Annotated in this window: 27 protein-coding genes; all 27 read right to left on the minus strand. The window is 43.1% G+C overall.

Annotation, left to right across the window (positions count from 1 at the left end; translation table 11 throughout):
* Nucleotides 1-5 precede the first annotated feature (5 nt).
* The 27 genes from GMC92_RS03045 to GMC92_RS03175 all read right to left on the minus strand — a co-directional run bounded on the left by GMC92_RS03045 (nt 6) and on the right by GMC92_RS03175 (nt 26,666).
* Nucleotides 6-1,793: a TcaA second domain-containing protein gene (locus GMC92_RS03045; protein WP_155199695.1), complete on the minus strand. Its 1,788-nt coding sequence runs from the start codon at nt 1,791-1,793 to the stop codon at nt 6-8.
* 66 nt (nt 1,794-1,859) lie between these two features.
* Nucleotides 1,860-3,017 (minus strand): DUF6574 domain-containing protein, encoded by a 1,158-nt coding sequence (locus GMC92_RS03050; protein ID WP_155199696.1) that lies wholly within the window; start codon nt 3,015-3,017, stop codon nt 1,860-1,862.
* 317 nt (nt 3,018-3,334) lie between these two features.
* Nucleotides 3,335-3,619: a rhodanese-like domain-containing protein gene (locus tag GMC92_RS03055; RefSeq protein WP_070449063.1), complete on the minus strand. Its 285-nt coding sequence runs from the start codon at nt 3,617-3,619 to the stop codon at nt 3,335-3,337.
* Between the two features lie 20 nt (nt 3,620-3,639).
* Entirely contained in the window at nt 3,640-4,131 is a 492-nt protein-coding gene (locus GMC92_RS03060) for a prolyl-tRNA synthetase associated domain-containing protein (RefSeq protein WP_155199697.1), read from the minus strand.
* Nucleotides 4,132-4,143: 12 nt separating this feature from the next.
* Nucleotides 4,144-4,728, minus strand: a complete 585-nt coding sequence (locus tag GMC92_RS03065) for a uracil-DNA glycosylase family protein (RefSeq protein ID WP_155199698.1) — start codon at nt 4,726-4,728, stop codon at nt 4,144-4,146.
* Nucleotides 4,729-4,780: 52 nt separating this feature from the next.
* Nucleotides 4,781-6,187 (minus strand): dipeptidase PepV, encoded by a 1,407-nt coding sequence (gene pepV, locus GMC92_RS03070; protein WP_155199699.1) that lies wholly within the window; start codon nt 6,185-6,187, stop codon nt 4,781-4,783.
* A gap of 34 nt (nt 6,188-6,221) precedes the next feature.
* Nucleotides 6,222-6,827, minus strand: coding sequence for a nitroreductase family protein (locus GMC92_RS03075; protein WP_003001591.1), 606 nt, complete (start codon nt 6,825-6,827; stop codon nt 6,222-6,224).
* A 148-nt stretch (nt 6,828-6,975) separates the two neighbouring features.
* On the minus strand, nt 6,976-7,818 hold the full coding sequence (locus GMC92_RS03080) for a metallophosphoesterase family protein (protein WP_155199700.1): 843 nt from the start codon (nt 7,816-7,818) through the stop codon (nt 6,976-6,978).
* A 108-nt stretch (nt 7,819-7,926) separates the two neighbouring features.
* On the minus strand, nt 7,927-8,724 hold the full coding sequence (imm47, locus tag GMC92_RS03085; protein ID WP_024054868.1) for an Imm47 family immunity protein: 798 nt from the start codon (nt 8,722-8,724) through the stop codon (nt 7,927-7,929).
* 172 nt (nt 8,725-8,896) lie between these two features.
* A complete protein-coding gene (locus GMC92_RS03090) occupies nt 8,897-9,304 on the minus strand; it encodes a hypothetical protein (RefSeq protein ID WP_024054867.1) in 408 nt (135 codons plus the stop codon).
* Entirely contained in the window at nt 9,301-9,939 is a 639-nt protein-coding gene (locus tag GMC92_RS10820; RefSeq protein ID WP_241672877.1) for a hypothetical protein, read from the minus strand. The genes GMC92_RS03090 and GMC92_RS10820 overlap by 4 nt, the downstream gene beginning before the upstream one ends.
* A 636-nt stretch (nt 9,940-10,575) precedes the next feature.
* Nucleotides 10,576-12,408: an excinuclease ABC subunit UvrC gene (uvrC, locus tag GMC92_RS03100; protein ID WP_155199701.1), complete on the minus strand. Its 1,833-nt coding sequence runs from the start codon at nt 12,406-12,408 to the stop codon at nt 10,576-10,578.
* A gap of 65 nt (nt 12,409-12,473) precedes the next feature.
* Nucleotides 12,474-13,457, minus strand: coding sequence for a CPBP family intramembrane glutamic endopeptidase (locus GMC92_RS03105; protein ID WP_049485450.1), 984 nt, complete (start codon nt 13,455-13,457; stop codon nt 12,474-12,476).
* Complete coding sequence (locus tag GMC92_RS03110) at nt 13,454-14,074, minus strand: TIGR01906 family membrane protein (protein WP_021153376.1); 621 nt, start codon at nt 14,072-14,074, stop codon at nt 13,454-13,456. Before GMC92_RS03110 ends, GMC92_RS03105 begins: the two co-directional genes overlap by 4 nt.
* The gene (locus GMC92_RS03115) at nt 14,067-14,837 is read right to left on the minus strand and encodes a TIGR01457 family HAD-type hydrolase (RefSeq protein WP_155199702.1); all 771 of its coding nucleotides are present in this window, start codon (nt 14,835-14,837) and stop codon (nt 14,067-14,069) included. The genes GMC92_RS03110 and GMC92_RS03115 overlap by 8 nt, the downstream gene beginning before the upstream one ends.
* Entirely contained in the window at nt 14,838-15,524 is a 687-nt protein-coding gene (locus GMC92_RS03120; protein WP_021153378.1) for a hypothetical protein, read from the minus strand.
* Nucleotides 15,514-16,269: an acyl-ACP thioesterase domain-containing protein gene (locus tag GMC92_RS03125; protein ID WP_021153379.1), complete on the minus strand. Its 756-nt coding sequence runs from the start codon at nt 16,267-16,269 to the stop codon at nt 15,514-15,516. Before GMC92_RS03125 ends, GMC92_RS03120 begins: the two co-directional genes overlap by 11 nt.
* 3 nt (nt 16,270-16,272) lie before the next feature.
* The gene (gene hemW / locus GMC92_RS03130) at nt 16,273-17,403 is read right to left on the minus strand and encodes a radical SAM family heme chaperone HemW (protein WP_155199703.1); all 1,131 of its coding nucleotides are present in this window, start codon (nt 17,401-17,403) and stop codon (nt 16,273-16,275) included.
* A gap of 105 nt (nt 17,404-17,508) precedes the next feature.
* Entirely contained in the window at nt 17,509-18,321 is an 813-nt protein-coding gene (proC, locus tag GMC92_RS03135; RefSeq protein ID WP_155199704.1) for a pyrroline-5-carboxylate reductase, read from the minus strand.
* A gap of 3 nt (nt 18,322-18,324) precedes the next feature.
* The gene (locus GMC92_RS03140; protein WP_155199705.1) at nt 18,325-19,572 is read right to left on the minus strand and encodes a glutamate-5-semialdehyde dehydrogenase; all 1,248 of its coding nucleotides are present in this window, start codon (nt 19,570-19,572) and stop codon (nt 18,325-18,327) included.
* 10 nt (nt 19,573-19,582) lie between these two features.
* Entirely contained in the window at nt 19,583-20,692 is a 1,110-nt protein-coding gene (proB, locus tag GMC92_RS03145) for a glutamate 5-kinase (RefSeq protein WP_155199706.1), read from the minus strand.
* A gap of 73 nt (nt 20,693-20,765) precedes the next feature.
* A complete protein-coding gene (locus GMC92_RS03150; protein ID WP_155199707.1) occupies nt 20,766-21,656 on the minus strand; it encodes an RluA family pseudouridine synthase in 891 nt (296 codons plus the stop codon).
* Nucleotides 21,646-22,107 (minus strand): signal peptidase II, encoded by a 462-nt coding sequence (lspA, locus tag GMC92_RS03155; protein WP_155199708.1) that lies wholly within the window; start codon nt 22,105-22,107, stop codon nt 21,646-21,648. The genes GMC92_RS03150 and lspA overlap by 11 nt, the downstream gene beginning before the upstream one ends.
* Nucleotides 22,108-22,110: 3 nt before the next feature.
* Nucleotides 22,111-23,013, minus strand: a complete 903-nt coding sequence (locus GMC92_RS03160) for a LysR family transcriptional regulator (protein WP_003001728.1) — start codon at nt 23,011-23,013, stop codon at nt 22,111-22,113.
* Between the two features lie 126 nt (nt 23,014-23,139).
* Complete coding sequence (gene lacG / locus GMC92_RS03165) at nt 23,140-24,546, minus strand: 6-phospho-beta-galactosidase (protein ID WP_173019397.1); 1,407 nt, start codon at nt 24,544-24,546, stop codon at nt 23,140-23,142.
* Nucleotides 24,547-24,648: 102 nt separating this feature from the next.
* Complete coding sequence (locus GMC92_RS03170; RefSeq protein WP_155199709.1) at nt 24,649-26,349, minus strand: lactose-specific PTS transporter subunit EIIC; 1,701 nt, start codon at nt 26,347-26,349, stop codon at nt 24,649-24,651.
* Nucleotides 26,349-26,666 carry a PTS lactose/cellobiose transporter subunit IIA gene (locus tag GMC92_RS03175; RefSeq protein WP_003007713.1) on the minus strand — a complete coding sequence of 106 codons (318 nt, stop codon included), beginning with the start codon at nt 26,664-26,666 and terminating at the stop codon, nt 26,349-26,351. Before GMC92_RS03175 ends, GMC92_RS03170 begins: the two co-directional genes overlap by 1 nt.
* Nucleotides 26,667-26,680: the final 14 nt, after the last annotated feature.

Below are 26,680 nucleotides of genomic sequence, written 5' to 3' on the forward strand. Positions count from 1 at the left end.
ATCTCCTATGATTCTTTTGTTACGACAATATCCGTGATCACATAACTTGCACCTACTTTTTTCAAGGTGTAGGTCTTGTACTTACGGTTTTGTGAATCTGGATGACTATCTGTATAATGCACGGTAAAGTCTTCATAAGTCTTAATCGTCACCACACCATTTTCTTCAGTGACACTTTGAATATCCAAAGCTCCTGGTGTATAGTAGTCAATTTTAGCCTTTCGAACACCATCACCCGTTGTGAATTCAACCATGTCTTTGTAGGCTTGACTTTGTGTGTCATAGTATTTAGAGTAGGTGTTATTTCGATTTGAAACTGAGCTAAAGACAGCGTCGCGGTACTCTTTCAAGAACTCTTCTGCCAAGGTCCGATTTTGTTCTTCTTTGGCTGCTTGCGCTTTCTTAGCATCTTGTGCACTCTTGATGCGTTTTAAGGTATCTTTGGCTAGTTTAAGTTCGATCGGATCGTTTTCACCCTCTTCAATCGTCACCTTAGCCTTTTCGGTTGTGTAGGTTTCCCCATTCATATTGAAGACGGCGTGCACTTCAATTTCTTGATAAGGGATGCTGTCTACTTCAAAGGTCGTGCTAGTTCCGACTTCTTTACCGTTGACCACAACCTTCACATCCGTTGGGTTTTCAACTTCATCTGGGAACTCAACTTCTAAATTCCGTTTTTCAGAATTCAACTGCAATTCTAAGTTATTCTTCGTTGCTTTTTTAGGATTGAGATGGATCTTAGAAGTGACATTTCCGACTTCTGTTTTAGCAGTCAATTCCATTTCTTTTGTATTGTAATGGAAAGAACCAAGATCTGTCACTGCATCTTTCTTCAAGGTCACGGTTTTATTAGTAGCCACTTTGAGTTTGGCTTGGTCCAAATTGGTCTTGACCTTGACTTGCACTGGATAGCTGGCCACACGGTATTCTTGGAAGATTCCAAATTTCTTGTCCGCCTTTTCCAAACCTAAGATCTTGTTACCAGATTTATCCGTATAGCTGCCTTCTCCACCATTATCGATGATCTTGTTCAACTCTGTGCCAATATCGACTCCTTGATCTTCCATGCTGGTGATCAAACTTTCGGCTTCATCCTTTGTCCATTTATCGTTATCAGTTGAAAGCAGGTCTGCTGCTTCGCGATAATCCTTGGTGTCCACTGCCTTAATAAATTTATCTGCAGTCACTTCGACACGTGTTGTAGACTGGAAGTAAAAGAAGGCTGCCACCAAAGCAATTACAAGAACAGCAATGGCAGAAATAATCCCAATTTTCTTCTTAGAACCTTTTTTCCCACTCTTCGTTTTAGGGGCCTTTTGTTTTTTCTGAGCTGGACCTGCTTCTGTAACATTTGGACCAGCAAAGACCTGCGTTTGCTCAGTAGCAAGTGGAGCCGTATACTCTTGAGTAGGCTGCTGAGGGACATATTTCTGTGTTTCTTCAGTTGAATCTGGGTTCGTAAATTCTGCTTCAGGAACAGGTCTTACAAAAAACTCGAAGTTCTGACTTTTAGCAGCGGTAAATTCTTCTGCACTTGGCTTGCGTCCATAGGTTTCTTCAAAATGTTGCAACCAAGCCTGACGAGCCGCCAGAAGTGGATCAACATTCTTCACTTCTTCAACTGGTTCAAGCACCGGTTCCTCGACAGGTGATAGATTCTCTTCTGGGGCATTGCCTGCGATAGACTGAATTTGTTTTAAATCAAATCCACAGGCTTTCCCAGCCATAAACTCTTCTGGCGACGGTTTGCGACCGATCACTTTTTCAAATAATTCAACCCATTTCTTTTGCATGGATCTCTTCTCCCTCAGTATAAAATAGGGAAAGTGGGTCCCCCCACCTTCCATTTTGTGATATTGTTAGAATCCAAAGTTAGAGAAATTTGGAGCACTTGGAATAAATCCAGTAGCTACTTGTTCTAAAATACGAGCATTTACATAAAGAACAAAGATGGCAATGAGAAGCAAGACAAAAGATGATGCTACTAGAAGCAAGAATTTATCTGCTTTAAAGCTTGTCTTGTTCAATCCTTGATGAACGACATAGCATGTTCCAACAAAGAACAAGAAGAAAATAAGGAAGTTTACAAAGCCATAAAATTCATAAACTTTTACAAGACCTACTAAGAAAGCAAGAAGGGCAAGTGGCAAAGTGTAAACAGACAAACGTCCAAACTCTTCAAATGAACGACCGTAACTGTATTCCTTATCTTGAAGAACCACACGACGAACAAAGAATCCAGCCACTTGGAAGGCGTAAACGCTAAAGAATAGGGAAATCAATGTCAACATAAAGGCACGGAAATCCATTCCATAACCACCTGTAGCTCCACTAGCTGTGAAGAAAGTTGATAGGGTCAAGACAAAGGCAGTTAAGACATACTGTAAAATTCCGTTAAGAGCTTTTGGATTTTCTACAGCTGTAGGACGTTTCAAAGCTGAAAGGAACCAATTCCAGTAACCACCAACGGCTACACCAAATTGACTTGGTTGGGCAGGATAAGGTTGTCCTGGTTGACCTTGGTAAGGAGCTTGTTGATAAGCTGCTTGAGTAGGTTGTTGGTAGGCTTGTTGTGGAGCTTGTTGGAAAGCAGGTCCATTCGCTGGAGCAGCTTGAGGGGCAGGCTCTTGAACTGGAGCTACGACTGGTTCTTCTGTAGGAGCAGTTGGCGCTGCAGGAGCTGCTGGCGCTGCGACAAAGTCTGGGGCTTGTGGGGCTGCTACTGGTTCTTCAACAGGGGCAGTTGGCGCTGCGACAAACTCTGGGGCTTGTGGAGCTGCTACTGGTTCTTCAACAGGGGCAGTTGGCGCTGCAACAAACTCTGGGGCTTGTGGAGCTGCTACTGGTTCTTCCACAGGGGCAGTTGGTGCTGCGATAAATTCTGGGGCTTGTGGAGTTTCTGGAACCACTACTTCTTCTTGAAATTCTCCTGCAGCCAGTGCTTGAGCAATTTCTTCTGCACTAGCAGAACGACCATTTACGGCTTCGAAATAATCCAGCCAATCTTGTTTTGACATAATGAATCTCCTTAACTATTGTTTATACTAGGGTATTATACAAAATTTCTGAACCATTTTCAATGAAAGACTGGAAAATCCCTGTAATATCTTTTGAAAACATACAAATTCTACTCATTTTTAGAAATTAGTAAAGAAAGAGGCTGGGAAAAAAGTCCTAGCCTCTCAATTATTTTTGGATTGTCGAGCAAGACACAGTGGTTGAGTGGGCTCTACTACGCTGATTTCATCAGCTTTTACAGCCCTACTCAACTGTGCGGAGGTGGGACGACGAAATCGAATTCTTAATGAATTACCGATTTCTGTCCCACTCTCTTTTAGGATTCAAATGCATCCATGCCACCTTGGACGTTGGTCACATCATAGCCTTGCTCTTCCAAAAATTGGCAAGCACGTGCTGAGCGTCGACCAGACTTGCAGATGACATAATAGGGATGATCCTTCTCTAATTCCTGGTAGCGATCTGCTAACTCAGATAAGGGAAGAAGACGAACTCCGTCTAAGTGAAGGGCATCATATTCCTCCTGCTCGCGTACATCAAGAACGTGTAAGTCTCCTTTTTGATAAGCTTGGTAAAAGCTTGAAAATGGAATTTCTTTCATGATTTCTCCTATCAGGTATGTTATGGGAGGGTTAGAATTTCATAATGAAAGCCAATAGCCTCTAAAAATCGTAACAAGTCTTGGGTTTTAATAAAGATCGTCTTTTCGTTAGTATTGGGATGGAAAGTCATGATCTCCTCTGACACAATGTCTTTATCGAAATAGACTCGAATATCTTTTTCTCCATTGTTCAATAAACCAAATGGAGAAACCGTACCTGGCGGTAATTGCATTTTTTCAGCTAAAGAATCTGCTGAAGCCATGCGGATCCGGTTGGCTTCCACTTGTTCTTTGAAATCCTCCATATCCAATGGTTTCTGGTCGTCCATGATGAGCAGATAGAATTGGGTTTTCTTCTTGTTGGTCAAAAACATGGACTTGGTCCGAACACCTTCTAAGCCTTCAATGTAAGAATCGGCCTGCTCAGTTGTGAATGCAGGTGGGTGTTCCACCACATCAAATGAAATTCCCAACTCATCTAATTTTTCTTTAACTTGTTGATAAGGGTCCATCTTCGCTCTCCTTTATTTTTGAATGATCTCTTGTACTAAGGTTTGCAATTCTGGAACCACCTCTGCTTCAAACCAAGGATTTTTAGCCATCCAGATTTGATTGCGAGGGGAAGGGTGAACGAGTGGAAAATAGGTTGGCAAATAGTCTTTAAAATGGTGAACGCGTTCGGTTACCTTGCCGCTAACCTTCTCATGAAGGTAGTATGCTTGGGCATATTGTCCAATTAAGAGGGTCAACTCAATATCCGGACACTCCTTGAGAAGTTGAGGGTGCCACTTTTCCGCAAACCCTTTGCGAGGGGGAAGGTCACCAGATTTCCCATGCCCTGGGAAATAAAAGTCCATGGGAATGACCGCAAACAAACCAGAATGGTAAAAGGTATCTTCGTCAACTCCTAACCATTCGCGCAGACGATCACCACTCTTATCCTTCCAGTAAATACCAGCTTCTTCCGTCTTCATCCCTGGAGCTTGTCCGATAATATTGATACGAGCTGTCTTTGGGGCTGCAAAGAGTGGCTCTATCCCTTTCTCTGTATATTCTTTATTTTTAGGATCTGCCATAATGGCTTGTTTAATGCTTTCAATCGTTGACATAAGTCCTCCTTCTATGGAAAAACTCAGCCAGAAAAACTGGCCGAGTAGTGGATTATTTGATTAATTCGTAGATGGCTTCTGCGTAAATAGCTGCTGCACGATAGAGATCTTCAACATCTGCGAATTCATTAGCTTGGTGCATAGTATTGACATAGTCTGGGAACATAGCACCAAAAGCAACGCCACGTTTCAAGAGGCGACCAAAGGTACCACCACCGATCACTTGTTCGTGTCCTTTGAGGCCAGTTTGTTTTTCGTAAACACGCAAGAGAGTGGATACCAATTCGTCATCCATCGGAACATAGTGAGGTGTGTGACCATGGGCTGACAAGCTTACTGTAGCCACTCCTTCGATCTTTTCAAGGATAGCTTTGATAGTTTCAGGATCTGTACCTTGAGGGTAACGGATATTGAGGGCAATAGTGTTGTCTGCTTGGCTGTCATCAAAATGGAAGACACCTGCATTCATACTCAATGGTCCCATTTTGGCATCTGTATGGGCAATTCCTAATTTTTCACCTGCAAAATCTTCGTGAAGAAGTGAAGCTGTCACATGAAGGTAAGCCTTAGCAGCACCACCAAAATCAAATTGGTTCAACAAGAGAGCCAAGTAGGTCGCACCATTAATTCCATCTTCAGGAGTTGATCCATGAGCAGATTTCCCAACAATCGTAACGGTATAGGTTTCTTCATCGACAGTTGAGATTTCATACTTGAGTTGGTGTTCCTTGGCAAAGGCATCTAAGAGGCCAGCAAGATCTGGTAGTTGTCCAGAAACTACTGCAGTCGCTGACTCTGGTACCATGTTTTCACGAAGTCCACCTGTAAAGCTATGGAGATGAGCACTTCCTGTGTTATCATTTCCAAAATGAAGGTACTCAGTGATGTTTCCTTTTTCCCCATTGATGATTGGGAATTCCGCATCTGGTGAGAAGCCAAAATCTGGCTCAGGAAGTCCGACATGTTTGAAATAATAATCCATGTCGCCCCAGCCTGATTCTTCATCCGTACCGACAACAAAGCGCACGCGCTTAGAAACAGGGAGTCCTAGGTCTTTAATGATCTTCAAACCATAGTAGCAGGCCATTGTAGGCCCTTTATCATCAGACGAACCACGCGCATAGAGCTTGCCATCGATAATTTCTGGTTTGTAGGGATCCGTCTTCCAGCCACTACCTGCAGGCACGACGTCCATATGGGCAAAGATCCCAAGCTCTTCTTCTCCTTCACCAAAAGTAAAATGACCGGCATAATTGTCGACATTCTTGGTTTCATAGCCATCACGTTTGGCAATTTCCAAGAATTTTTCAAGAGCTTTTACAGGACCAGGTCCAAAAGGATGCTCTGCATCTGCCTTGCTGTCATCGCGTTCAGAATTGATTTCCAAGAGGCTGTATAAGTCAGCCATCATCTCATCGCGACGTTTTTCTACTTCTGCTTTAAAGTCAACTGTTGTCATGAATTCCTCCTCAATCTTCTATTTGCTAATTGGCTTAGCGTTTGTCAATGATTTCGTCCACTGGTAAGCGATAGCTTGGCTCTACTTTTTCAGCCGCATAGCCAACCGTAATCAAGACTTCCGGACGGAAACGCTCTTCGATGTCCAATACTTCATTGATTTTCGATTTATCAAATCCCAAGATAATATTGGTTCCAATGCCTTGGTCCGTCAAAGCAAGTACCAAGTTCATGGCCACAAGACCAGCATTCAAAGCCAAGTAATCACTTGTTTGTTGGGCATCATAGCGTGCAAATTCAGCAGGAAGATTTTGCATAAAGTATTGCAACTGCTCGTCTGTGAAGTTTTTAACCCCACCGACACGCGCAATCTTGCGAGCCCGTTTTTGCAAATCAGTATCTGTAAAGAGGGCGATGGTCACAGGTGCTTCCATGACTTGATCGTAGTTTGCACCATAGGCTAATTTTGCCAATTCCGCATTTTTTTGACGAACGACCACAAATTTCCAAGGCTGGCTATTGTGGGCGCTAGGGGCCAAGGTTGCGATCTCAATGGCAGTCCGTACATCCTTTGGATCGACCGGTTGGTCAGTGAAATGCTTGATCGCATGGCGTTTTTTATTGAGCTCTAGAAATTTCATAAGCTTCTTCCTTTTCTATTTCTGTTACCTCTATTTTAACACAAAATGAAAGAGCTTGCAGGGTTTTACAGCCTAAGATTGTGAAAAAAGAAGCAGACATTTTGAAGATCCGCTTCTTTGTTATAGGTTGAATACATAAGAGACCTACCTATGATTCATTGGAAAGATTGAAATAGGTAGCTACTTCTTTGGCATAACCGTATTTCTCAATTAAGCTAGTTAGAAGCTCGATGTTATGGCCCCGATAGTTATCCTCGCGTCTTAATTCTTCGTACATCTCAATAAAAGGAAGGCCCTTGTCTTTGGCATCTTGGAGCTCTGCTTCATAGTCATAGGCCACCTTCCGAAATTGCAGGTTGGTCACTCCGTCTTCTTCGACATCGATCAGAGCATACTGAGCTCTGTGGTTTTGAATTGGTTCCCAGTCGAAATAAGGCATGCCAATAGTTCCTGGATTGAGGATCTGTTGGCCCTGACTGCCATAGCGAAGCAACTGCTTATGGACATGACCGTAGATCGCCATATCCGTCTGATCATCCAGCAGTTGGTCAAAGTTCTCCGTCGCATTTGCTGGACGCAAATCTCCACCATAATTCTTTTCTGGCAAATTGTGGGTCAGTGAAAAGCGAATACCATTGACCTCCTTCTTCTCTACCAATGGAAGGGCGCGAAGCCAATCGATCCGCTTAGGATCTAGTCCTTCCATGAGGTACTGAGTAAGACGGAGAAGCTGGATCTCCTGTGGATCCTCAAGTCCGTACTCGCCATCCAAGGCCTCTAGGACACAATCGTCCCAATTTCCACGAACAGCCGCTGTAATCGGAATCGCATCCAGTAACTCAAAAAGGTCCTCTCGTCCAGGCCCCGGAAGCAAAATGTCCCCTAAAAGCCAGTATTCCGTCGCGCCTAGAGCACGCGCATCCGCAATCACTGCCTTGAGGGCTGTTGTATCTCCGTGAATATCAGATAAAATGGCGATTCGATGGTTCATAACTACTCCTTTTTGGATTGAAAAATCTGTGTGCCTTAAGTATAACAAAAACGAGCAAAAATAAAAAATGTGATCACACTTGGATATCACATTTTAAACGACCAGTCATCATTTGATTTCAAAACCATAAAAATATTTTCTTCCTTCGACCCAGTCTCGCTTGGAAACATCTTCAATGTAATCAATCATATTATCGATATCTTTTCTTGAAATTGTTTCGTTAACTTTTACTGGAACCCTTTTACCAGTAAATGTAGAAAGGAGAGCAGATTGAAGGTATTTATGAAACTTACCTTCAACTTGGATACCAGTATACAATGAAGTCATGATTTCCTTAGCAAACATTCCCGGAAAGACAGGAGAGCCCTTATAGTAATAGGTATCTGGTTCTTTCTGTTCGCTTACTAACGACCATAATTCTTCAACCTCTTCTTCGGTTGCTTCCTCCGTCGATAATTTCTGATCATAAAAATAATCATCCAATGCATCTTGGATCGCATATTCAATGTCTGAATCGCTATCTTCCCACTCGTCCCAAAGTGCAAGCAAATAAGGAACTACTTCATAGGACATCGTGTCCACAGCACCAGTGACAAATGTAAAAATAGCAAATTCTGACACATCGGATAAACATCTAAGATTGGAAACATCCCTTAAATCTTCATTGGTGCATACCGAGCAAAACAATCGAATACACAAATTTAAGACAGATTCATCTTTCGTTTGATTCATCAGTTCAATCAACAATGGTTTAACTGAAAAATCCCCCTTTTTTAATATCTCTGCAATCAGTAAAATACATTCTTTTTCATCAGAAATAGACTCTAGATTAGTTTTCAACTCTTTAAGAGACAAAGGACTAACCCCACCAAAATCTACTCCTGTCAGTAGTAAGTTATTTTCCATCAAACCTAAAATCCATTCGTTCCTATTGTATTTTAAGACGTGTGATCACATCTCGCCCCGCCTAAATCAGCATACAATAAAACTAGTATAACAAAAACGAGTACAAAACGTGAAAACCATCCACATGAATATGAATGGTTTAGACTATATTATAATAAGGTTCTAGAATGAACTAGATATTCCCTTCATCATCGGCTTCTTCATCCTCTACAACCTCTACATTCAAGTAACCATTATCTAGGTATTCTTCATGAGTGATTTCACCGCTATGATACATAAATTGCTTATTTAATTTTATGGACATTTGCTTAAACTCTGAAAAGCTATCTGCTAATCCGTCTAGAGCCAAAAAGACATCTACAAAACCAGTTGTATAATCTTGATCTTTTGATGAAGAAATCTTATCTTTCTTTTTGTCTAACAAGGTAATTCCATTTTTTAATTGCTCCAAGTAGTCTTCTATTTCATTCTCACAAGTTTTTAAATCAATAAGATATTCAGAATTATCTATATGCTGTTTAATATTTAATTGTTCAAAAAAATCGATATATTGTCTTATTAGTTTGCTTACTTCAATCATTTATTTAGTCTCCGCCCTGCTCCTAATTTGGTCTTCATTTTGTTTATTGTACCGTCAATATTTATTACTTTTTTAAATTCTCCATTCGACTTAAATACTTCCAAATGGTCTTTATGCATACCATCTAAATATATCTGATCACCTTTTTTAAGCCCAGGAATACTCTTATCTACCACTTCATAAATAGTTTGTCCATCATATCGTTTCTTTGTCTTTCTCACCGAATTTTTTAACTGTTCACCAAAATCTGTCTCAAAAAATTCTTGCATATTATTAACTGGAGTAGGGATCGTTCTTCCCCCACCCCTACCTTCAAATGCCGCAATCTTCTGTTTGCGATCGACTGAGATTTGTTGGATGCGATCGGCGAAATCATCTATCTTCGTTGAGACGTTAGACTTTGGTAGATTAACATTTCCATCCCCTGCAAGAGCAAAGGCAGGTTGACGTTGATTTCCAATGGAATCCATCATGTTTTGAACATTTTGTCGACCTGTTTCCATCGCATCATTGAAGTTCCAAACTTTAGTGGAAAGCGCCTCTGCTCCTGCCGCAACGGTTTTGTTCTTCACATTTGAAACACGGTTCTTGAAGTGTTCAAAAGCTTCTCCAGCTTGAACCTTGACATCACCCACCTTGGTCTTAACATCTGTCCAAGTTGTTTTGACGCGATCTTTTATGCTAGCCTTAAAACTAGTCGCTTCTCCACTGTGGATGTTGACATTGGCTGCTTGACTTACTCGGTAGGATTTGTATTTATTTCCAAGGTGGCCAGTAGCTGACTGGTAATAAAGTGTTAGAAGTTTAAATCCAGTATAACAAAAACTTACAAAAATAAAAAATGCGATAACACTCTAGTTATCACATTTTTGCGTAGAAGTAGCATGATGGTCAATTGAAATTTTTAAATTATTGATCTTTAGCAATCTTTACAAATGCTTGTTTAAAATCCACATACATTTCAAAAGCAATTTTCATAACATCCCGAAAATCAATATAATCAGAAATAACTGGATCTAGAATAATATACTCTCTAGAAATTAGCCATTTCAAAGGGACTACCCATGATGGCTTTATCTCCTTCATATATGACCCAAATCAATTCCAATCTACCATGTTCAAAAACAAAATGAAAACCAAAACGAAAATTCTCAACTTGCTGCAAGTTAATATGGAAAAATCGTTCTCGCTTATCATATTGAACTTCATATCCCAATGACTCTACGATTTCCAATAAATAATCAAGCTCTTGACCCTCTGGTGTCCTATCTTTACTGCAAGTCTTTTGCGGACTCCGCCACTTCCATCAATGGACTTTCTTCTTCTTGCTTTCCTTGATTGAGCTTGGCTTGCACTGCCTCCGCCACTGCTCGCGGGATGCCGACTGTGACAATCTCATCTACAGTAGCTTCTTTGATCTTGGTCAGCGACTTGAAGTACTTCATCAGCAACTGCTTGCGTTTTGGTCCCAAACCTTCGATGCCGTCCAGCTGGGAGGAGAAGGAATTCTTGGATCGGAGCTGGCGGTGGAAGGTGATGGCGAAACGGTGGACCTCATCCTGGATCCGTTGGAGGAGGAAAAATTCCTGCGAGGTTCGAGAGAGTTCGATGACTTGGAGGGGATCACCGAAGAGCAATTCATGGGTCTGGTGCTTGTCATTCTTTTGCAAACCTGCAATGGGAATATCTAACCCCAACTCGTCTTGGATGACTTGCTTAGCGACATTAACCTGACCCTGACCCCCATCTATGACGATCAGATCTGGTGGCGTCAGGCCATCCCGCATAACCCGGCTGTAGCGTCTGCGAATGACTTCTCGCATGCTGGCATAGTCATCTGGTCCGACAACGGTCTTGATCTTGTACTTGCGGTAGTCCTTTTTGCTTGGCTTCCCATTGACAAAGACCACCATGGCAGATACGGGACTGGTCCCCATAATGTTGGAGTTATCAAAGGACTCAATGCGCACAGGAGTTGGAATTTGCAGGAGTTTTCCAAGATTTTCAATGGCACCTTGGGTCTTCTCCATGGATTTTTCAAGGAGATTGAACTTCTGCTCCAGACTGACACGCGCATTCTTAATGGCCAGATTGACCAATTGTTTCTTCTCCCCACGCTGGGGTTTGAGGACCTTGGTATCCACTAGTGCCTTGACCGCTTCCTCATCGATATCCTGAGGGATAAGGATTTCATTAGGAATCAGGTGAGATTTCTCCTGGTAAAACTGCCCCACATAGGTCAACAAATCCTCGTCTGGATCATTGTAGTATGGAAAGAGATTGACGTCACGCTCAATCAGCTTGCCCTGACGGACAAAGAAGACCTGCACACACATCCAGCCCTTGTCCACGTAGTAGCCAAAAACATCCCGGTTCTGCAAATCCTTGGCCATGACCCGCTGTTTGGTCCGCAGGGTCCCAATAGCCTGGATCAGATCCCGATACTCGGCTGCCCGCTCGAATTCCATGTTTTGCGCAGCGGTATTCATCTTGAGCTTGAGCTCATCGATAATCTTGTCATCCTGCCCTTTGAGGAAATCAGAAACCTCCTGGGCCATGCCCTTGAAATAAGCCTCATCCTTGTGGCAGACTGTGTGGGCCATACATTGCCCTAAATGGTAATAAAAGCAGACCTTGGAAGGGGGATTGGTACACTTGCGGAAAGGAAAAATCCGGTCCAAAAGCCTTTTGATCTCATTAGCCGCTCCTACGTCTGGATAGGGACCGAAATAGAGACCGCCATCTTTTTTGACCTGGCGCGTGATGATAAGACGGGGATAACGCTCATTGGTAATCTTGATGAAGGGATAGGACTTGTCGTCCTTGAGCATGATATTGTACTTAGGCTTGTTCTCCTTGATCAGGTTGATCTCAAGAAGCAAGGCCTCAATATTGGACTCAGTGACGATAAACTCAAAATCCACAATCTCAGATACCAGCGCTTCTGTCTTGGTATCGTGGCTTCCTCTGAAATAGGACCGCACGCGATTGCGAAGATTCTTAGCCTTCCCCACATAGATGATGGTACCGTTCTTATCTTTGTGAATGTAACAGCCCGGACTCGTCGGCAAGAGCTCGAGCTTGGATTTAATCAAGTTATTCATACTCTCTATTATATCAAAAAAGAGAGGCGCATACCTCTCAATTGTATGTATCCAACTTTACATCCTCAGCCTTTGAGATTAGCCATCTGGAAGATCGGAATCACATAAGGAACAATAGACATCAGGATAGTGAATAGCACGAAGAACCAGAACCAGAAGGAAGCGAGGGCACGCTGGAAAACTCCCGGTTGAGGTTTATTGGCTTGAATATAAGCCTTGATAGCTGGCCATTTAGTCGCGAGAACCACTATCATGACAATGGAACCAATGGCTAAAACACCGATTTGGAGCCAATTCGCTAGTCCCTCGTCCACATGATAGGCCACATAATGCAAGCCTTGGGAAATGACAAAGTTATTGAAAATGTGATAGAAAATAGCCCACCAGATATTGTATTCAAAGGCAATGTAGCCAAATCCTAAACCGATGATACTCGCAAAGAAGAGCTGATCAAAATTGGCATGGAAGAGTCCAAATAAGATAGCCGTCATAACAATGGCAAAGATTTTCCCGTAACGCTCCAAGCCTCGCAAGCCGGCCCCACGGAAGAAGAATTCCTCTGTGATAGGACCAAAAAATCCAGCATACAAGAGCATGGTCCATGATCGCTCAATCGTATCACCTAGATCGGGTGTTGGAGAATGAAGGCCAATGGTCTCAAACATGCGCTCAATCACTTGTGTCATCACAGATGAAAAGACTTGAGAAAAGCCAAGAAAGGCGAGAAGAATAAAGAAGACTGAAAGAGTCATCTTACGTCCCTTGTGCTTAAGATCATATTTATAAAGGGCCTTCTTGCGATAGGCATTAAAGAGAAAGAGTCCAATGGAAATAGAGATAAGGTAGGGAATACCAGCCCAAACATTCAGGGCATTGAGTTTTTCCGTTACTTGACTTGGATCTTTTCTGAGAGAGCCTGCTATGGTCAATCCAAGGAGGACTTCCCACAGGACGGTTACCAAGGTCATTACCAAGAGATAAATGGCAAGTGTCCCGGAATACCTTCCTATATCTTTTTTAGGGTCTAATAATCGGTTGTATTGGTTCATTTCTTCCTCCTAGAAAATAGATAAAAACTCGCACACATTCCTTCGTATAAGACAAAGAAAATCAAAAAGGCATGCATAAAGTAGTCTTCTGGTAATGCAAGAATAATCGAATCCACGCGCGGATCAAAGAGCCAAGTATTGTCCCCAGCAAATAAGACCTGATGAAAAAGCGTAAAGAATTGATCAAAACCAATTATAACAGTCATCACTGCAAGCACTACTGGTAAAACCATCATCCAAAAGAAGAGACTTCGGTACAAGGCCAGGTAGCCTTTTTTGACGACTGTCCGCATAAAATGGATAAAACCAGGTAGAGTGACCAAGAAAACGACCGTCACCAAATGAAACAGGTACTTGACAGCCTCAAAATGGTGCAAACCATTTTTTGAAGAGGGGAATTGAGGCATCTTCAACACCCATTGAAAAGGATTGGTCAAATAGTTCATCAAGACATTAAAATTCTTCATGATGACTGAAGCCGAAAAACCAGTTCGACTTTGAATCCCCAACCAATGAATCTCCACGGGATAGAGGGCCCAAGCTAGAGCAATGGTGAGAAGAATCGTAGCTGACAAGATAAAGAAAAATTGGTTGATTGATTTCAAACTTCTAAGCATCAAAATCCCACTCCGCTAAACTGGAAACAACATGTGTCGGTGCAATTGGTAAGGTCGGCACTTCTTCTGGTTTGGTAAAACCTGTCGTCACCAAAAGGGTTGGAATCCCATTGTCAATACCAGCACGAATATCTGTTAGATAATTATCCCCTACCATAACGACTTCTTCTCTTTCAAACCCCAGATGTTCAATAGCCTTATCCATGATGATGGCCTTTGGTTTCCCAATGATCACTGGCTTGACCCGTGTCGCTGCTTCGACAAGGGCAATCAGGGATCCTGCCCCTGGCATCAAGCCACGCTCTGTTGGAATGTTCAGGTCCGGATTGGTCCCAATAAAGTGTGCTCCTTTTTGAATCGCCAAGGTCGCAATAGCAAACTTCTCATAATCCACTTGCCAATCCAGGCCAATCACCACATAATCAGGTGCTTCTTCATCGATGATATAGCCAGCTTCTTCAATAGCGTCTTTGAGCCCCGCTTCTCCGATCACATAGACCTTTTTGCCCAAATTTTGGTCATTCATGTAGTCAATGGTCGCAAGGGTAGCTGTATAGATAGTCGAAACTGGGGTTTTTATATTGAAATGAGTAGCCAGCATATCCCGAACAGTCTCTGGTGTGCGGGTTGTATTGTTGGTCACAAAGAGATAGGGAATCTCACGCGCCTGCAGTTCATGAACAAAAGCTTCTCCTGCAGGAATTCGTGATTTTCCTTTGTAAATAGTGCCATCCAAATCAATCAAATAGCCCTTATAGTGCATTTATTCTTCCCTTTCTGTGTCAGCTTCTTCATGAAACTTCTCTGCATCGACTCGTCCACCAGAACCATATAAGAGCAATGCTCCAGCATAGAGGACAAATTGTAACACCAAACCTGTAAAATTAATCCCTTGACTTCCCGATTGGGTGAACAAGAAGGATGCTACCATGAGGATCACAATGGTCAATAACAAGCCTATCACGGTTGCCTGATCCACACTGATTTGATAAACCGTGCGTTTAGTGCTCCGATTTTTCCCGTCAGACTTAGTTTCTGGTTGCAAATTCTCCACAAAATCCGTCACTAAGGTCGCAGCGAGGCTGACTGTTGTGCTAAAGAGCACGCCTTGAGACAAGCGGTGATAGAAATTGGACCAGAAGGATCCTGATTGGCTAGTAATCCCAATCGAGAAGATCATGACCGGTAAAAGAAAGGCCAAGGTGAAATGGATCCAGACCCGATACCAGCGTATATCTTCTCTTAAAAAGCGATTAAAACTCTCTAAATTCAAGCGATAGCGGAAAAATTTATAAATTTCCTCTACCAGGATGATGCCCAAAGCACAAAGAGTCAAGAGCCAATCTCCCAACATGTACAAAGGGTTCTTTTGACGCTTGGCATAGGCCACAACCCGTTTTTGATAGCTTTCAAGTTCCTGTTTTTTATTTTTTAATCTTCTACTTTCCATAATTCCAACCCTTTTCTTCTACTTCTTCCCACTCAATTTCAGCTTGGGCATTGATCTGACTATCTGAAGTAATTTGGTGCTGAGTTTTCAAGCCCTCTTGTTCATATTGAGAGGTGATGAGACCTCCTGCTAGCACTTCTTTGACATATTTTAGATGAACTTTTTTAGGGATATGATGGGTCAAGAAGTCTGCTCCCATCACCTCAAAAACCCAGTCCAAGTACTTGCTATTGTTGACATGTCCGTTCATATCCAAGTCGTAAAACCGAACCCGGTATTCTTGTTCGACGCCGCCTTCTAATTCTTTGAAACGGGGACCACGGAGCATGGTTTTTGAAAATTCAGAGTCAAAGGCATCCGTGATTTCACTCATAACAGGATGAACCTTGCGTGTATCACGATCCATCAAGACAAAGGTCGCGACCATCTCAATGATAGTATTTCCTGCTTCATCCTTGATATTAAAGGCCCGGTAGCAGAAAAGTCGATTGTGACTCTTGGCATAGGTTTCGATAGTGATTTTCTCATCAAAAACAGGGAGACGCTCGATCTTCATATTGTAATCCGTGATAATCCAGACTAGATTGTAGTTCTCTAAAATGTACATATCACTCATACCCAGCTCAATCGATTGCATGCCCGATACCTGTAAAGACAGCAAGATCAATTGGGGAATCTTAATATAACCATTGACATCGCTCATATCAAACGGAATTTTCATGCTGTATTCAAATGTTTTTGCCATTTTCTACTCCAAAATAAACTTCTCTGCTACAGTGTCTCCTAAAAAGAGACCTTTCTTGGTCATTCGTACAATGTCCTTGTCAGGGACCAAAAGTCCCTGCTGGATCAATTCCTCAACCACCGGTCCATATTGTTGGTCAAAATTCACACCAAATTTTTCTTCAAAACGCTTCTTGGAAACGCCTGTTTTCTTACGTAGTCCTAGAAACATCTCTTCCTCCATCATTTCTGTCTGAGTCAGATGCTCTTCTTGGACACGCGCATTTCCCTCTTCGACAGCTTGCATATAGTGACGAATGGGGCCATGATTCTTGTAGCGAATCCCATCGACATAGCCGGATGCACCAGCTCCCAGACCATAATACTCAGCATTGTCCCAATACATGAGATTGTGTCGACTTTCAAAACCAGGCTTGGAGAAATTAGAAATTTCGTAATGCTCAAAGCCCGCTCGCTCCAACTCCTGAATAATGTATTCAAACATCTCTGCTTCCAACTCCTCTTTTGGTAGAGGAAGCTTGCCCCGTCTCATGCGATTCATAAAGACTGTGTGATTCTCCAGAATCAAGCTATAAAGACTCATGTGGGGAATGTCAAGGGCACGAGCCTTCGCAACATTCTCTTTGACCTGGTCCATGGTTTGTGTCGGAAGCGCATAGATGAGGTCGATCGAAATATTGTCAAAACCAGCCAGCTTCAGACGGTCGATATTGTCATAAATATCCTGCTCTTGATGGCTCCGACCGATCTTCTTGAGCAAGCGATTATCAAAGGTCTGCACGCCCAATGAAACCCGATTAACTGGCGAATCCTTCAAGACCGCAATCTTATCCGGATCCAAATCACCAGGATTGACCTCGATCGTCAGCTCTTCCATCTGAGACAGATCAAGCGACTTGGTCAGCTCCTTGAGCAGATAGGCTAGCTGATCCGCAGTTAGAGCTGTCGGTGTCCCACCCCCAATATAGAGAGTCCGTAGGTTTGTGATTTCTTCCCGACGAAATTCTTGGATCAAATGATCTAGATAAGCATCGACCGGTTGGTTCTTGATAAAGACCTTCGAAAAATCACAATAAAAACAAATCTGGGTACAAAATGGGATGTGGACATAAGCGGACGTTGGTTTTGTATGCATACCTTTAATTATACCATAAAATGGCTTAAAACTGATGGTAAAAATAGGGGCAAAGATGGCTCAAAATAAGAAAAAAAACCGAAACAGGTTGACCCATTTCGATTCTCATTCTTTCGTCTCTTGTCCTAATTCTTGAGTGCGTTTATAGGCTGCTTCCACTCCTGCAATAATGTCGCCCCGTAAGCCGACTTGTTCCAGGCGATTGACTCCTGCGATGGTAGAGCCACCTGGGCTACAAACTGCATCTCGCAAGCGGGCTGGATGTTCGCCTGTCTCTAGGACCATTTGACTAGCGCCGTGGAAGGTCTCGGCAGCCATCTTCAAGGCTTGCTCTCGTGAAAGTCCCAAGCTTACTCCTGCATCTGCCATGGCTTCAATCATCTGATAGACAAAGGCTGGTCCACAGCCTGCGACAGCCGTTGCAGGATCCATCAATTTTTCTTCAATTTCGTAGAGGGCCCCTGCTCCTGATAAGAGCTGGTTGACTTGCGCTATCTGCTGGTCTGTTACTGCTTGGGAGCGGGCCAAACTGATGACACCTTGACCAATGGCTACTGGTGTATTAGGCATGATGCGGATGAGACCCACCCGCTCATTTTTAACTACACTTGACATTTGCTCCAGTTCCAGACCTGCTGCCATAGAAACCAACAGGAGATTGGAACGTTGGCCCAAAATGACCTGGTACTCTTCAAGTAAAGGGCTGAGTTGATAGGGTTTGACCCCTAAAAAGATTACTTCAGCCTCTTGAAAGACTTGTTCAAGATCAGACGCCGTTCCCCCATACTGGCTGATAAACTCTTCCACCTTTTGTGGGGAACGATTGACCAAGAGCAGGTCTGTGCTAGCCACTTCTTTTGCGACCGCTTTGGCCAGACTAGCTCCCATATTTCCAAGACCGATAAATGCTACTTTCATGACTTACCTCACTTGACCATTTCCACTGACGATATACTTGTAACTAGTCATCTCCCGCAGTCCCATTGGTCCACGCGCATGGAGTTTCTGCGTCGAGATCCCCATTTCACAACCTAGGCCAAATTGACCCCCATCTGTAAAGCGTGTAGACGCATTGACATAAACGGCTGCTGAATCTACTTGCTTTGTAAAATAAGCGGCTGTCTCAGGATTTTCAGTCACAATGGCATCCGAATGATGGGTGCTGTGGGCTTCTATGTGGTCCACCGCTTCCTCAACTCCATCAACGACCTTGACTGCTAATATATAATCTAAAAATTCGGTATCAAAATCCTGCTCCTGTGCTGCTGTTCCCGAAATGATGGCCTGTGCTTGCTCATCTAGGCGCAACTCAACGGATCTTTCTCGTGCATCCACTAAGCGCTCTTTGACCAAAGGCAAGAAATCAGACGCGATCGCTCGATCGACCAACAAGACCTCCATAGCGTTGCAGACAGAGGGGCGACTGGTCTTGGCATTTTCAATAATCGCTAGGGCTTTCTGGAAGTCAGCCTCCTTGTCCACATAGACATGAACAATTCCAGTTCCTGTCTCGATCACGGGGACAATGGCATTTTCAACCACCGCTTGGATCAATCCAGCACCACCACGTGGAATGAGCAAATCTAGATAGCCCTTAGCCTTCATCATAGCAAGGCTGGAAGCTCGACTCGTATCTTGGATCAATTGGAGAAGGTCTGGATTGAGTCCGACTTCTTCCAATCCAGCCTTGAGTGCGGTCACGATCGCTTGGGCAGAATGAAAGGCATCCTTTCCAGTACGAAGAACCACTGCATTTCCACTCTTGATGGCAAGCGCTGCAGCGTCTGACGTTACATTTGGACGGCTTTCATAAATGATGCCAATAACACCCATGGCGACTCGGACTTTCTGGATTTCAAGACCATTTTCCAAGACTTCAGTATCCAGCACCTCCCCAATCGGATCTGGCAGGTCTATTAAAGCACGAATTCCTTGGGCCATCCCGGCAATCCGCTCTTGATCAAGAAATAGGCGATCCAGCATGACTTCAGAGATCTTCCCGCGTGCTGCTTCCATATCGATCTGATTGGCTGCTAAAATGGCTTCCGTCGCTTTCAGAAGCTGGCTAGCCATGGCCTCCAAGGCTTGATCTTTAAGAGCTGTACTGGCTGTATTGATGCTTTTCTTAGCTGATCTCGCTAAGGCTAATTGTTCTTGTGTTGTTTCCATACAATTTCCTCTAAAATTCTGAAAAGAGTAGGTCAATCTCAGGAGTTACCGAGATCCAATCATCCCGGTGGATAAGGATTCCCTTAGCTTTTTTATATTGGAGTAGATCGCGCACAGCTGATTGGCCGAGACGAACCTTGCCTTTTCCTAGCAATTGTCCTGACTCTTGATGATAGACGCTGACGATGTCGTGATAAGAGAAATCCCCTTCTGCCTTGGTCACACCAGAAATCAACAAACTCTTTCCATGATCCAACAGGGCTTCCGCTGCTCCAGCATCCACCCAAACGGCTCCTTTACTTTCTGCATAAAAGGCTAGCCATTGCTTCTGGGTTTTTAAACCCTTGTCCTCTGCAAGGAAGTAACTGCCATCCGCTTGCTCTTGCGCTGCTTCGATCAAGGCATCAGACTTGAGAGACGAGCAAATATAGACAGGAACCCCAGACTCGGTCGCAAGGGTCGCTGCCTTGAGTTTGGTCAGCATACCGCCGGTCCCGTTGCTACTGCCAGCACCACCAGCCATCTCGATCATCTCGCGAGAAATGTGTTCGATTCGATCCAAGCGCTTAGCTGTTGGATCCTGAGAAGGATTGGCTGTATAGAGGCCATCCACATCCGTCAACAGCACCAAAAGATCCGCTTGGGCCATGGCCGCAACCTGCGCACTCAAGGTATCATTGTCACCAACTTTTAGCTCAGCGATAGAGACCGTATCATTTTCATTGATAATCGGAATCGCCCCACGGTTTAGTAAGACAGAAAGGGCCTGGTGGGCATTCTTATAGCGACGTTGATCCGCAAAGTCATCCTGGGTTAATAAAATTTGTGCAGAAACAATGTTGCGTAAAAGAAGATTAGAGGTATATTCTTCCATCAATAAACCTTGACCAACTGCTGCAGAGGCTTGCTTGTCTGCCACCTTAGTCGGTCGTTTCTTAAAACCAAGGGCACCAAACCCAGCAGCAACCGCCCCTGATGAGACCAAGATCAACTCATGGCCCGATTCGTGTAAGAGAGCCAACTGCTGGGTGATGACCTTGACCTTCTGTCTGGAGAGACTCCCATCGGGATTGGTCAAAGACGAGGTCCCTACTTTAAAGACGATTCGTTTTGCTTTCATCTCTATGTTTCTTTCTAATACTATTTATTTCGTATGTAATGAAAGTGACTGAATCTCCATTCAGCCATCTTCATTATCCTTTTCGAAGATCTTCCAGCGTTTTCTCAAAGATCGCTGGCACTTCTGCTGTAAATTCCAAAGTCACTCCTGTGCGAGGGTGGGTAAAACCAAGTGTCCGTGCATGAAGAAACTGTCCTTGTCCTTTAAGTGTCTTCTTAGGACCATAAGCAGGATCTCCAGCCACGGGATGGCCAATATAGGCCATGTGCACCCGAATTTGGTGGGTCCGACCAGTCTCCAGTTGCAACTCTACCAGCGTGTAATTTCCAAAGCGTTCCAAAACCTGAAAACGGGTCACTGCAGGCTTGCCTTTAGCCGTCACCGCCTGTTTTTTCCGGTCCTTTTCACTGCGACCAATTGGTGCTTCAATCATCCCTCGATCGTTCGGAAGGTTGCCATGAACAATGGCCCAATACTTCCGTAGAGATTTTTTGTCTTTGAGTTCCTCTGCTAAGGCGACGTGAGCTTGGTCATTTTTTGCGACCATCAAGAGCCCTGACGTGTCTTTATCGATCCGATGAACGATCCCTGGACGCAATTCTCCATTGATCCCTGAAAGGTCCTTGACATGGTATAACAGCGCATTGACCAAGGTCCCGCTGGTATGACCTGCACTTGGGTGAACAACCATGCCTTGGGGTTTATTGACGACGACGACATCCTGGTCCTCATAGACGATGTCTAAGGGCAGATCTTCTGCTTCATAGCTGACCTCTTCCACTTCTGGGACTTCATACTGGATGATGTCTCCTTCTTTGACCGTATACTTAGCTTTTTTCACAGTTCCATTGACCAGAACTTTTCCTTCTTTGATCTGCTCATTGGCTACAGCTCGTGACAAGGGAGTCAAATCCGCCAAAGCCTTATCCAGTCGCGCACCGGCTACTTCGATTTTAATTTCCATGCGTTTCCTCTTTCAACATCAGGATCAGGAGCAAGAAAACTCCAACTGTCAAATAACTATCTGCTACATTAAAAATTGCAAAATTCATAAAGTCCAGGTGGAACATATCAACCACGAAGCCCTGACGCAGGCGATCGATAAAATTCCCCAAGCCACCTGCAATGACCAAGGTCAAGCCCGTCACAATCCAAAGCGACCCCTTGAGGTGCTTATAGAGATAGTAAAAGGCCCCTACCATCACGACTAGCGTGATGAGGGTAAAGAACCATTGCTGATTTTCAAGAAGTGAAAAAGCTGCACCTGTGTTTTGAAGATAGGTCAGGCTGACCACATGGGGAATAAAAGACTTAACGACACCCAGTGGAATGTTCTTGACTACATACCATTTGACCAACTGATCCAGTAGGACCAATAGCACAATTGCTACTGGAACCATTATTTTTCTCTTCATTTCTTACCTCTTTTGATCAAAATACTCTACCATGACCTCGACAAACTTCTCTGCTACAGGGGAGAGATCCATCTCTTCGCGTTTGACATAGACCATTTTATTGTCCAAGTTGTCTTCTAAAGGAATCACGGTAATACCATTCACTGACTGGCTATCTAAAAAGCCTGATCCTGTCGCATAAGCATCTGTCCGCTCCAAGATCCCATTCAAGGTGGCCCGGTCGGTTACATTGAACATTTGGGAGCTCGAACTGGTATCGACAAAATTCTCTGAATAATAGAGGTACTCATCTTTTTCTTGGGTAAAGCGAACAGTTGGCAATTGAGCTAGATCTTCCATGACCAGTTTTTTCTTCTTAGCCAGAGGGTGTCCCTTGCGAAGGTAAATATGAGTCTGAAAAGGAATCAAATCCACCACTTCAAGTCCTAATTTATCAACCCGTTGCATAATTCCCTTGGTATTTTGACGGTTGAGATAAATAATCCCCAACTCACTATGCCCTTGAGCCACTTCATCCAAAATTTGGACCGTCGTTGACTCAAAGATGCGGAAGTTTTTATTTTCCGGATAGCGGATCGAGAATTCCGTCATCAATGGTGGCAAGAAGTCATAGTGTTGACTAGAAATAGAGAATTCTTTCTTCTCTTCTTCAGGACTGGCATATTGATTTTGAAAAATATCAAACCCCTTAACCACGTCCTGCGCTTTTTCATAAAATTCCATTCCCCGACGGGTCAAAAATGTCCCCGAACTAGTTCGACGAAAAATTTTAAAGCCCAGTTCCTTTTCCAGATCGCGTACTGAAATAGACAAGCTCGGCTGACTCACATACATTTTTTCAGCAGCCTCACGAAAAGTACCACTATTGGCAATCGCGACTACATATCGTAATTGTTGTATATTCATTCTATTTTCCTTATTACAGTATCGATCTATTATACCATAAATTAGGGGCTGAAAGAAGAGATGCGTTTAAGAGACCTTCATCAAGTGAAAATAAAAAACTGGAACTAAAACAGTTCCAGTTGATACTTATTCAATCACTTGAGTTTCAGCTAATTTCTTGTACCAATGTGCAGATTTCTTAGGATAACGTTCTTGTGTATCGAAATCAACGTAGAAGAGTCCGTAACGTTTTTCATAACCATTAGACCATGAGAAGACGTCCATTAATGACCAGATGAAGTAGCCCTTGACGTTTGCACCATCGGCAATCGCATCAGACAAGACTTCCAAGTGTTGTTTCACATAATCGATCCGGCCATCATCGTAAACCGTGTTGTCCACAAATTCATCTTTGTATCCAAGTCCGTTTTCAGTGATGTAGATCTTCTTGTAGTTTGGATAATCTTTCTTGACACGCATGATTTGATCATACAAACCTTGAGGGTAGATGATCCAGTCCCAATCCGTCCGAGGGACATAGTCAGGAGCTACACGACGTCCAACACCTTTGATTTGGTATTTAGAGCTTCCTTTTTCCCCTTTACCATTGTGGATGATTTCAGTTTCACCATCAAAGGCTTCCATCCAGTCACTCATGTAGTAGTTAATTCCAAGGAAGTCGTTTAGATCTTTAGCTGCTTCAAGTGCTGCAAAGTCTTCGTCCCGAAGATCCAGCCTACCACCATTAACTGAAAGAATGTGGTTTACACCTTCCATGGTTGCATCTGAATAGTGTCCGAGGTATGTCGCATCCAAGATAAATTTGTTGTGGATGATATCTTCCAACTCAGCAGCACGTACGTCTGCAGGATTTTTAGGATCCAATGGATACTTAGTTGGAAGGGCGTGAACAACCCCGATTTCACCTTTATAGCCTTTGTCTTTGTACAATTTCACAGCACGTGCATGAGAAACCATCATATTGTGGTGTGATTGGAAGACTTTGGCAAGGTCATATTGAATACCTGGTGGGAATTTACCAACCAAGTATTGACCATCACCGATTGGGCCAATTTCATTGAAGGTTGTCCAGTAGTTGACTTCTGGGAATTCTTCGAAACAGAAGGCAGCGTAATCTACAAAGTGTTCGATATTTTCACGATTCAAGAAGTCTCCATTTGAGTGAAGAGCTTCAGGAGTATCAAAGTGGTGAAGAGTTACGAATGGTTCTACATGACGTTTGTGGCATTCCGCAAATAACTTATGATAGAATTCTACCCCTTTTGGATTGACTTCACCATAACCAGTTGGGAAAATACGTGACCAAGCAATAGAAATACGAATTCCGTTTACGCCATATTCTTCCGCCAACTGTAAGTCTACTGGATATTTATGGTAGAAATCACTTGCTGGTTCAGCAGTATACCAATAGTTGTCTGCTAAGTATTTATCCCATGCAACTGGTCCTTTACCATCAGTATGAGTTGCACCTTCAGCCTGATATGCCGCTGTTGCGCCACCGAAAATAAAATCTTTAGGAAGTGTTTTTGACATAAGTTTCCCCTTCTCAATCATAAAATAAAAATAAAGCAAGATGGAGAGGAGTAAGTGAGCAATCCTTCTCCATCTCACTTTAATCAACAGTAAATGTATTTATTATTGAAATTGTTCTTGAACGAATGCAAGAGCGCCTTTACCATCACGAGTCAACTTGATGTATTGAGCTCCTTCAGTCTTAGCCAATTTGATTCCAAGTTTATCTGTTTCAGCCTTCATATCTTCATAGTTTGAAGCTACTTGAGGAGCAAGAATAACCAGGTCAAATTCTGGCAACATTTCACGGTGAGCACCGTAACCACCAGCAGCAGCCTTCACAGGAACATTGTATTCTGCAGCAGCTTTATTCAAAGCGTTAGCAAGAAGACCACTTGTTCCACCACCGGCACAAAGAACTAATACGTTTGTTTCTTTTGTGATATTGTTTTGAACTGGTTCATCTTCAACACCAGCTTTTTCAAGAATAGCATCTGCTTTAGCAGTGTTAAAGTTTGCAGCAACTTTTTCTTTCAAGCTATCGTTTGATTTACCTGAACGTTCTTCTTCAAGAATTTGTTCATCATAAACCTTGAGGAATGGATAGTAGATAACAATATCTACCACAATTAATAATGCTGCAAGAGCGAATGATAAGAACTGGAAGTTTGTACCAAGAACAATACCAAGAGGTCCTGGTGTAGTCCATGGAAGGTTGGCAGTAAATGAGTTCATGCCAAGTGTTTCAATAAAGAACTTAAAGATCCATACGTTTGCAATTGGTGCAAAGATGAATGGGATAAAGAAGATTGGGTTCAAAACAAGCGGTGCACCAAACAAGATTGGTTCGTTTACACCGAAGAATGTAGGAACTACTGAAGCACGTCCAATAGCACGATTTCGTTTTGATTTACATAACCACATAAACATGAATGGAACCACAAGAGTTGCACCAGTACCACCCATAGTGACGATAAACATTTGTGTACCAGATGTAAGGATCTTATCAGCGTGCATACCTTGTTGAAGAAGGTTCAAGTTGACTTCGGCATTTGCATAAGTAATCGCTGCAATCGCAGGCTCAACGATAGATGGGCCGTGAATACCAATAAACCAGAAGAATGCAAAGGCACCGAAAATAATCGTAATACCAACATAACCGTCTGCTGCTGAGAATAGAGGAGCAAGAAGGGTACCGATTGATTCAGCAACCGTTACATGAAGGCTTGCTTTCACAACTAATTCAAGTGCATACAAGAGTACAACTGACAATGTAAATGGAATCAGGTCTTTAAATACTTGTGAAATATTTGGTGGAACCTCGTCCGGCATGCGAATCGTCACATTATTTTTCACACAGACCTTATAAACATTAACTGTAACAAAGGCTGCAATGAAGGCTGTCAACAGACCTTTTGTACCCATGAAGGCTGTTAAGAATCCACCTTCTTTAGCAGGTTCGGCAGCCATGAGCAAGAAGCCAACCATAGAAGCCAACATTGTAGAAATGAAGTTGATTTGGTTGGTTGCTGGGAGGTCACGGTTCATTGAATCAGTCAAAGCCTTAGCCGTTGTCCCACCAACGAAGAAGGCCAAGATGCCCATAGAATAGCTATATGGAGTCATCAAGAAAGTTTCAATATCTTTAGACCAATGGAATCCCCAAGCGTTTGGTACATACGCAATTAGGATGAAGATAGATGAGAATAAGATTACAGGCATTCCTGCAATGAAACCATCACGAATCGCTCGCAAATATTTGTTTCGAGAAATCTTTTCAAAGAAAGGTTTCCCTTTTTCAATCAGTTCAATCAGTTTATTCATTATTTCGCTCCTCTTTTATATAGTTCAATCAGATGGTGAATCACGTCTTTTAATAGGATCGTTGTCATGAGATGGTCTTGACCATGCATCATGGTAATGCTATAGGGGATTTCTTCTCCTGCTGCTTCATGCGCTAGCATGGTCGTTTGAGATTTGTGAGCCTCAGCGATACAGGACCCTGCTTCTTCTACTAAGGATTCTGCTTTAGCAAAATCACCATTTTCAGCAGCTTTTAAGGCTTCCACTAATTTTGATCGAGCGTCACCGGCATAAGCGACAATTTCAAAGCCAAGTAATTGGACTTCTTCTTTATTCATGTTGGTTCCTCCTT

Origin of the sequence: Streptococcus parasanguinis (assembly GCF_009717775.1) — a bacterium.
Taxonomy (GTDB): domain Bacteria; phylum Bacillota; class Bacilli; order Lactobacillales; family Streptococcaceae; genus Streptococcus; species Streptococcus parasanguinis_AG.

Coding starts and splice junctions, on each gene's coding strand:
- uvrC (WP_155199701.1), bottom strand. CDS start 12,408: ATGAATAACTTGATTAAATCCAAGCTCGAGCTCTTGCCGACGAGTCCG.
- GMC92_RS03110 (WP_021153376.1), bottom strand. CDS start 14,074: ATGCTTAGAAGTTTGAAATCAATCAACCAATTTTTCTTTATCTTGTCA.
- GMC92_RS03115 (WP_155199702.1), bottom strand. CDS start 14,837: ATGCACTATAAGGGCTATTTGATTGATTTGGATGGCACTATTTACAAA.
- GMC92_RS03090 (WP_024054867.1), bottom strand. CDS start 9,304: ATGATTGAAGTAAGCAAACTAATAAGACAATATATCGATTTTTTTGAA.
- GMC92_RS03150 (WP_155199707.1), bottom strand. CDS start 21,656: ATGGAAATTAAAATCGAAGTAGCCGGTGCGCGACTGGATAAGGCTTTG.
- GMC92_RS03065 (WP_155199698.1), bottom strand. CDS start 4,728: ATGTCAACGATTGAAAGCATTAAACAAGCCATTATGGCAGATCCTAAA.
- GMC92_RS03055 (WP_070449063.1), bottom strand. CDS start 3,619: ATGAAAGAAATTCCATTTTCAAGCTTTTACCAAGCTTATCAAAAAGGA.
- imm47 (WP_024054868.1), bottom strand. CDS start 8,724: ATGGAAAATAACTTACTACTGACAGGAGTAGATTTTGGTGGGGTTAGT.
- GMC92_RS03080 (WP_155199700.1), bottom strand. CDS start 7,818: ATGAACCATCGAATCGCCATTTTATCTGATATTCACGGAGATACAACA.
- GMC92_RS03045 (WP_155199695.1), bottom strand. CDS start 1,793: ATGCAAAAGAAATGGGTTGAATTATTTGAAAAAGTGATCGGTCGCAAA.
- proB (WP_155199706.1), bottom strand. CDS start 20,692: ATGAAAGCAAAACGAATCGTCTTTAAAGTAGGGACCTCGTCTTTGACC.
- GMC92_RS03170 (WP_155199709.1), bottom strand. CDS start 26,349: ATGAATAAACTGATTGAACTGATTGAAAAAGGGAAACCTTTCTTTGAA.
- GMC92_RS03075 (WP_003001591.1), bottom strand. CDS start 6,827: ATGAAATTTCTAGAGCTCAATAAAAAACGCCATGCGATCAAGCATTTC.
- GMC92_RS03125 (WP_021153379.1), bottom strand. CDS start 16,269: ATGGCAAAAACATTTGAATACAGCATGAAAATTCCGTTTGATATGAGC.
- GMC92_RS03140 (WP_155199705.1), bottom strand. CDS start 19,572: ATGGAAACAACACAAGAACAATTAGCCTTAGCGAGATCAGCTAAGAAA.
- GMC92_RS03160 (WP_003001728.1), bottom strand. CDS start 23,013: ATGAATATACAACAATTACGATATGTAGTCGCGATTGCCAATAGTGGT.
- lacG (WP_173019397.1), bottom strand. CDS start 24,546: ATGTCAAAAACACTTCCTAAAGATTTTATTTTCGGTGGCGCAACAGCG.
- proC (WP_155199704.1), bottom strand. CDS start 18,321: ATGAAAGTAGCATTTATCGGTCTTGGAAATATGGGAGCTAGTCTGGCC.
- GMC92_RS03120 (WP_021153378.1), bottom strand. CDS start 15,524: ATGGAAAGTAGAAGATTAAAAAATAAAAAACAGGAACTTGAAAGCTAT.
- GMC92_RS03060 (WP_155199697.1), bottom strand. CDS start 4,131: ATGGACCCTTATCAACAAGTTAAAGAAAAATTAGATGAGTTGGGAATT.
- GMC92_RS03175 (WP_003007713.1), bottom strand. CDS start 26,666: ATGAATAAAGAAGAAGTCCAATTACTTGGCTTTGAAATTGTCGCTTAT.
- lspA (WP_155199708.1), bottom strand. CDS start 22,107: ATGAAGAGAAAAATAATGGTTCCAGTAGCAATTGTGCTATTGGTCCTA.
- pepV (WP_155199699.1), bottom strand. CDS start 6,187: ATGACAACAGTTGACTTTAAAGCAGAAGTAGAAAAACGTCGCGATGAG.
- GMC92_RS03105 (WP_049485450.1), bottom strand. CDS start 13,457: ATGAACCAATACAACCGATTATTAGACCCTAAAAAAGATATAGGAAGG.
- hemW (WP_155199703.1), bottom strand. CDS start 17,403: ATGCATACAAAACCAACGTCCGCTTATGTCCACATCCCATTTTGTACC.
- GMC92_RS03050 (WP_155199696.1), bottom strand. CDS start 3,017: ATGTCAAAACAAGATTGGCTGGATTATTTCGAAGCCGTAAATGGTCGT.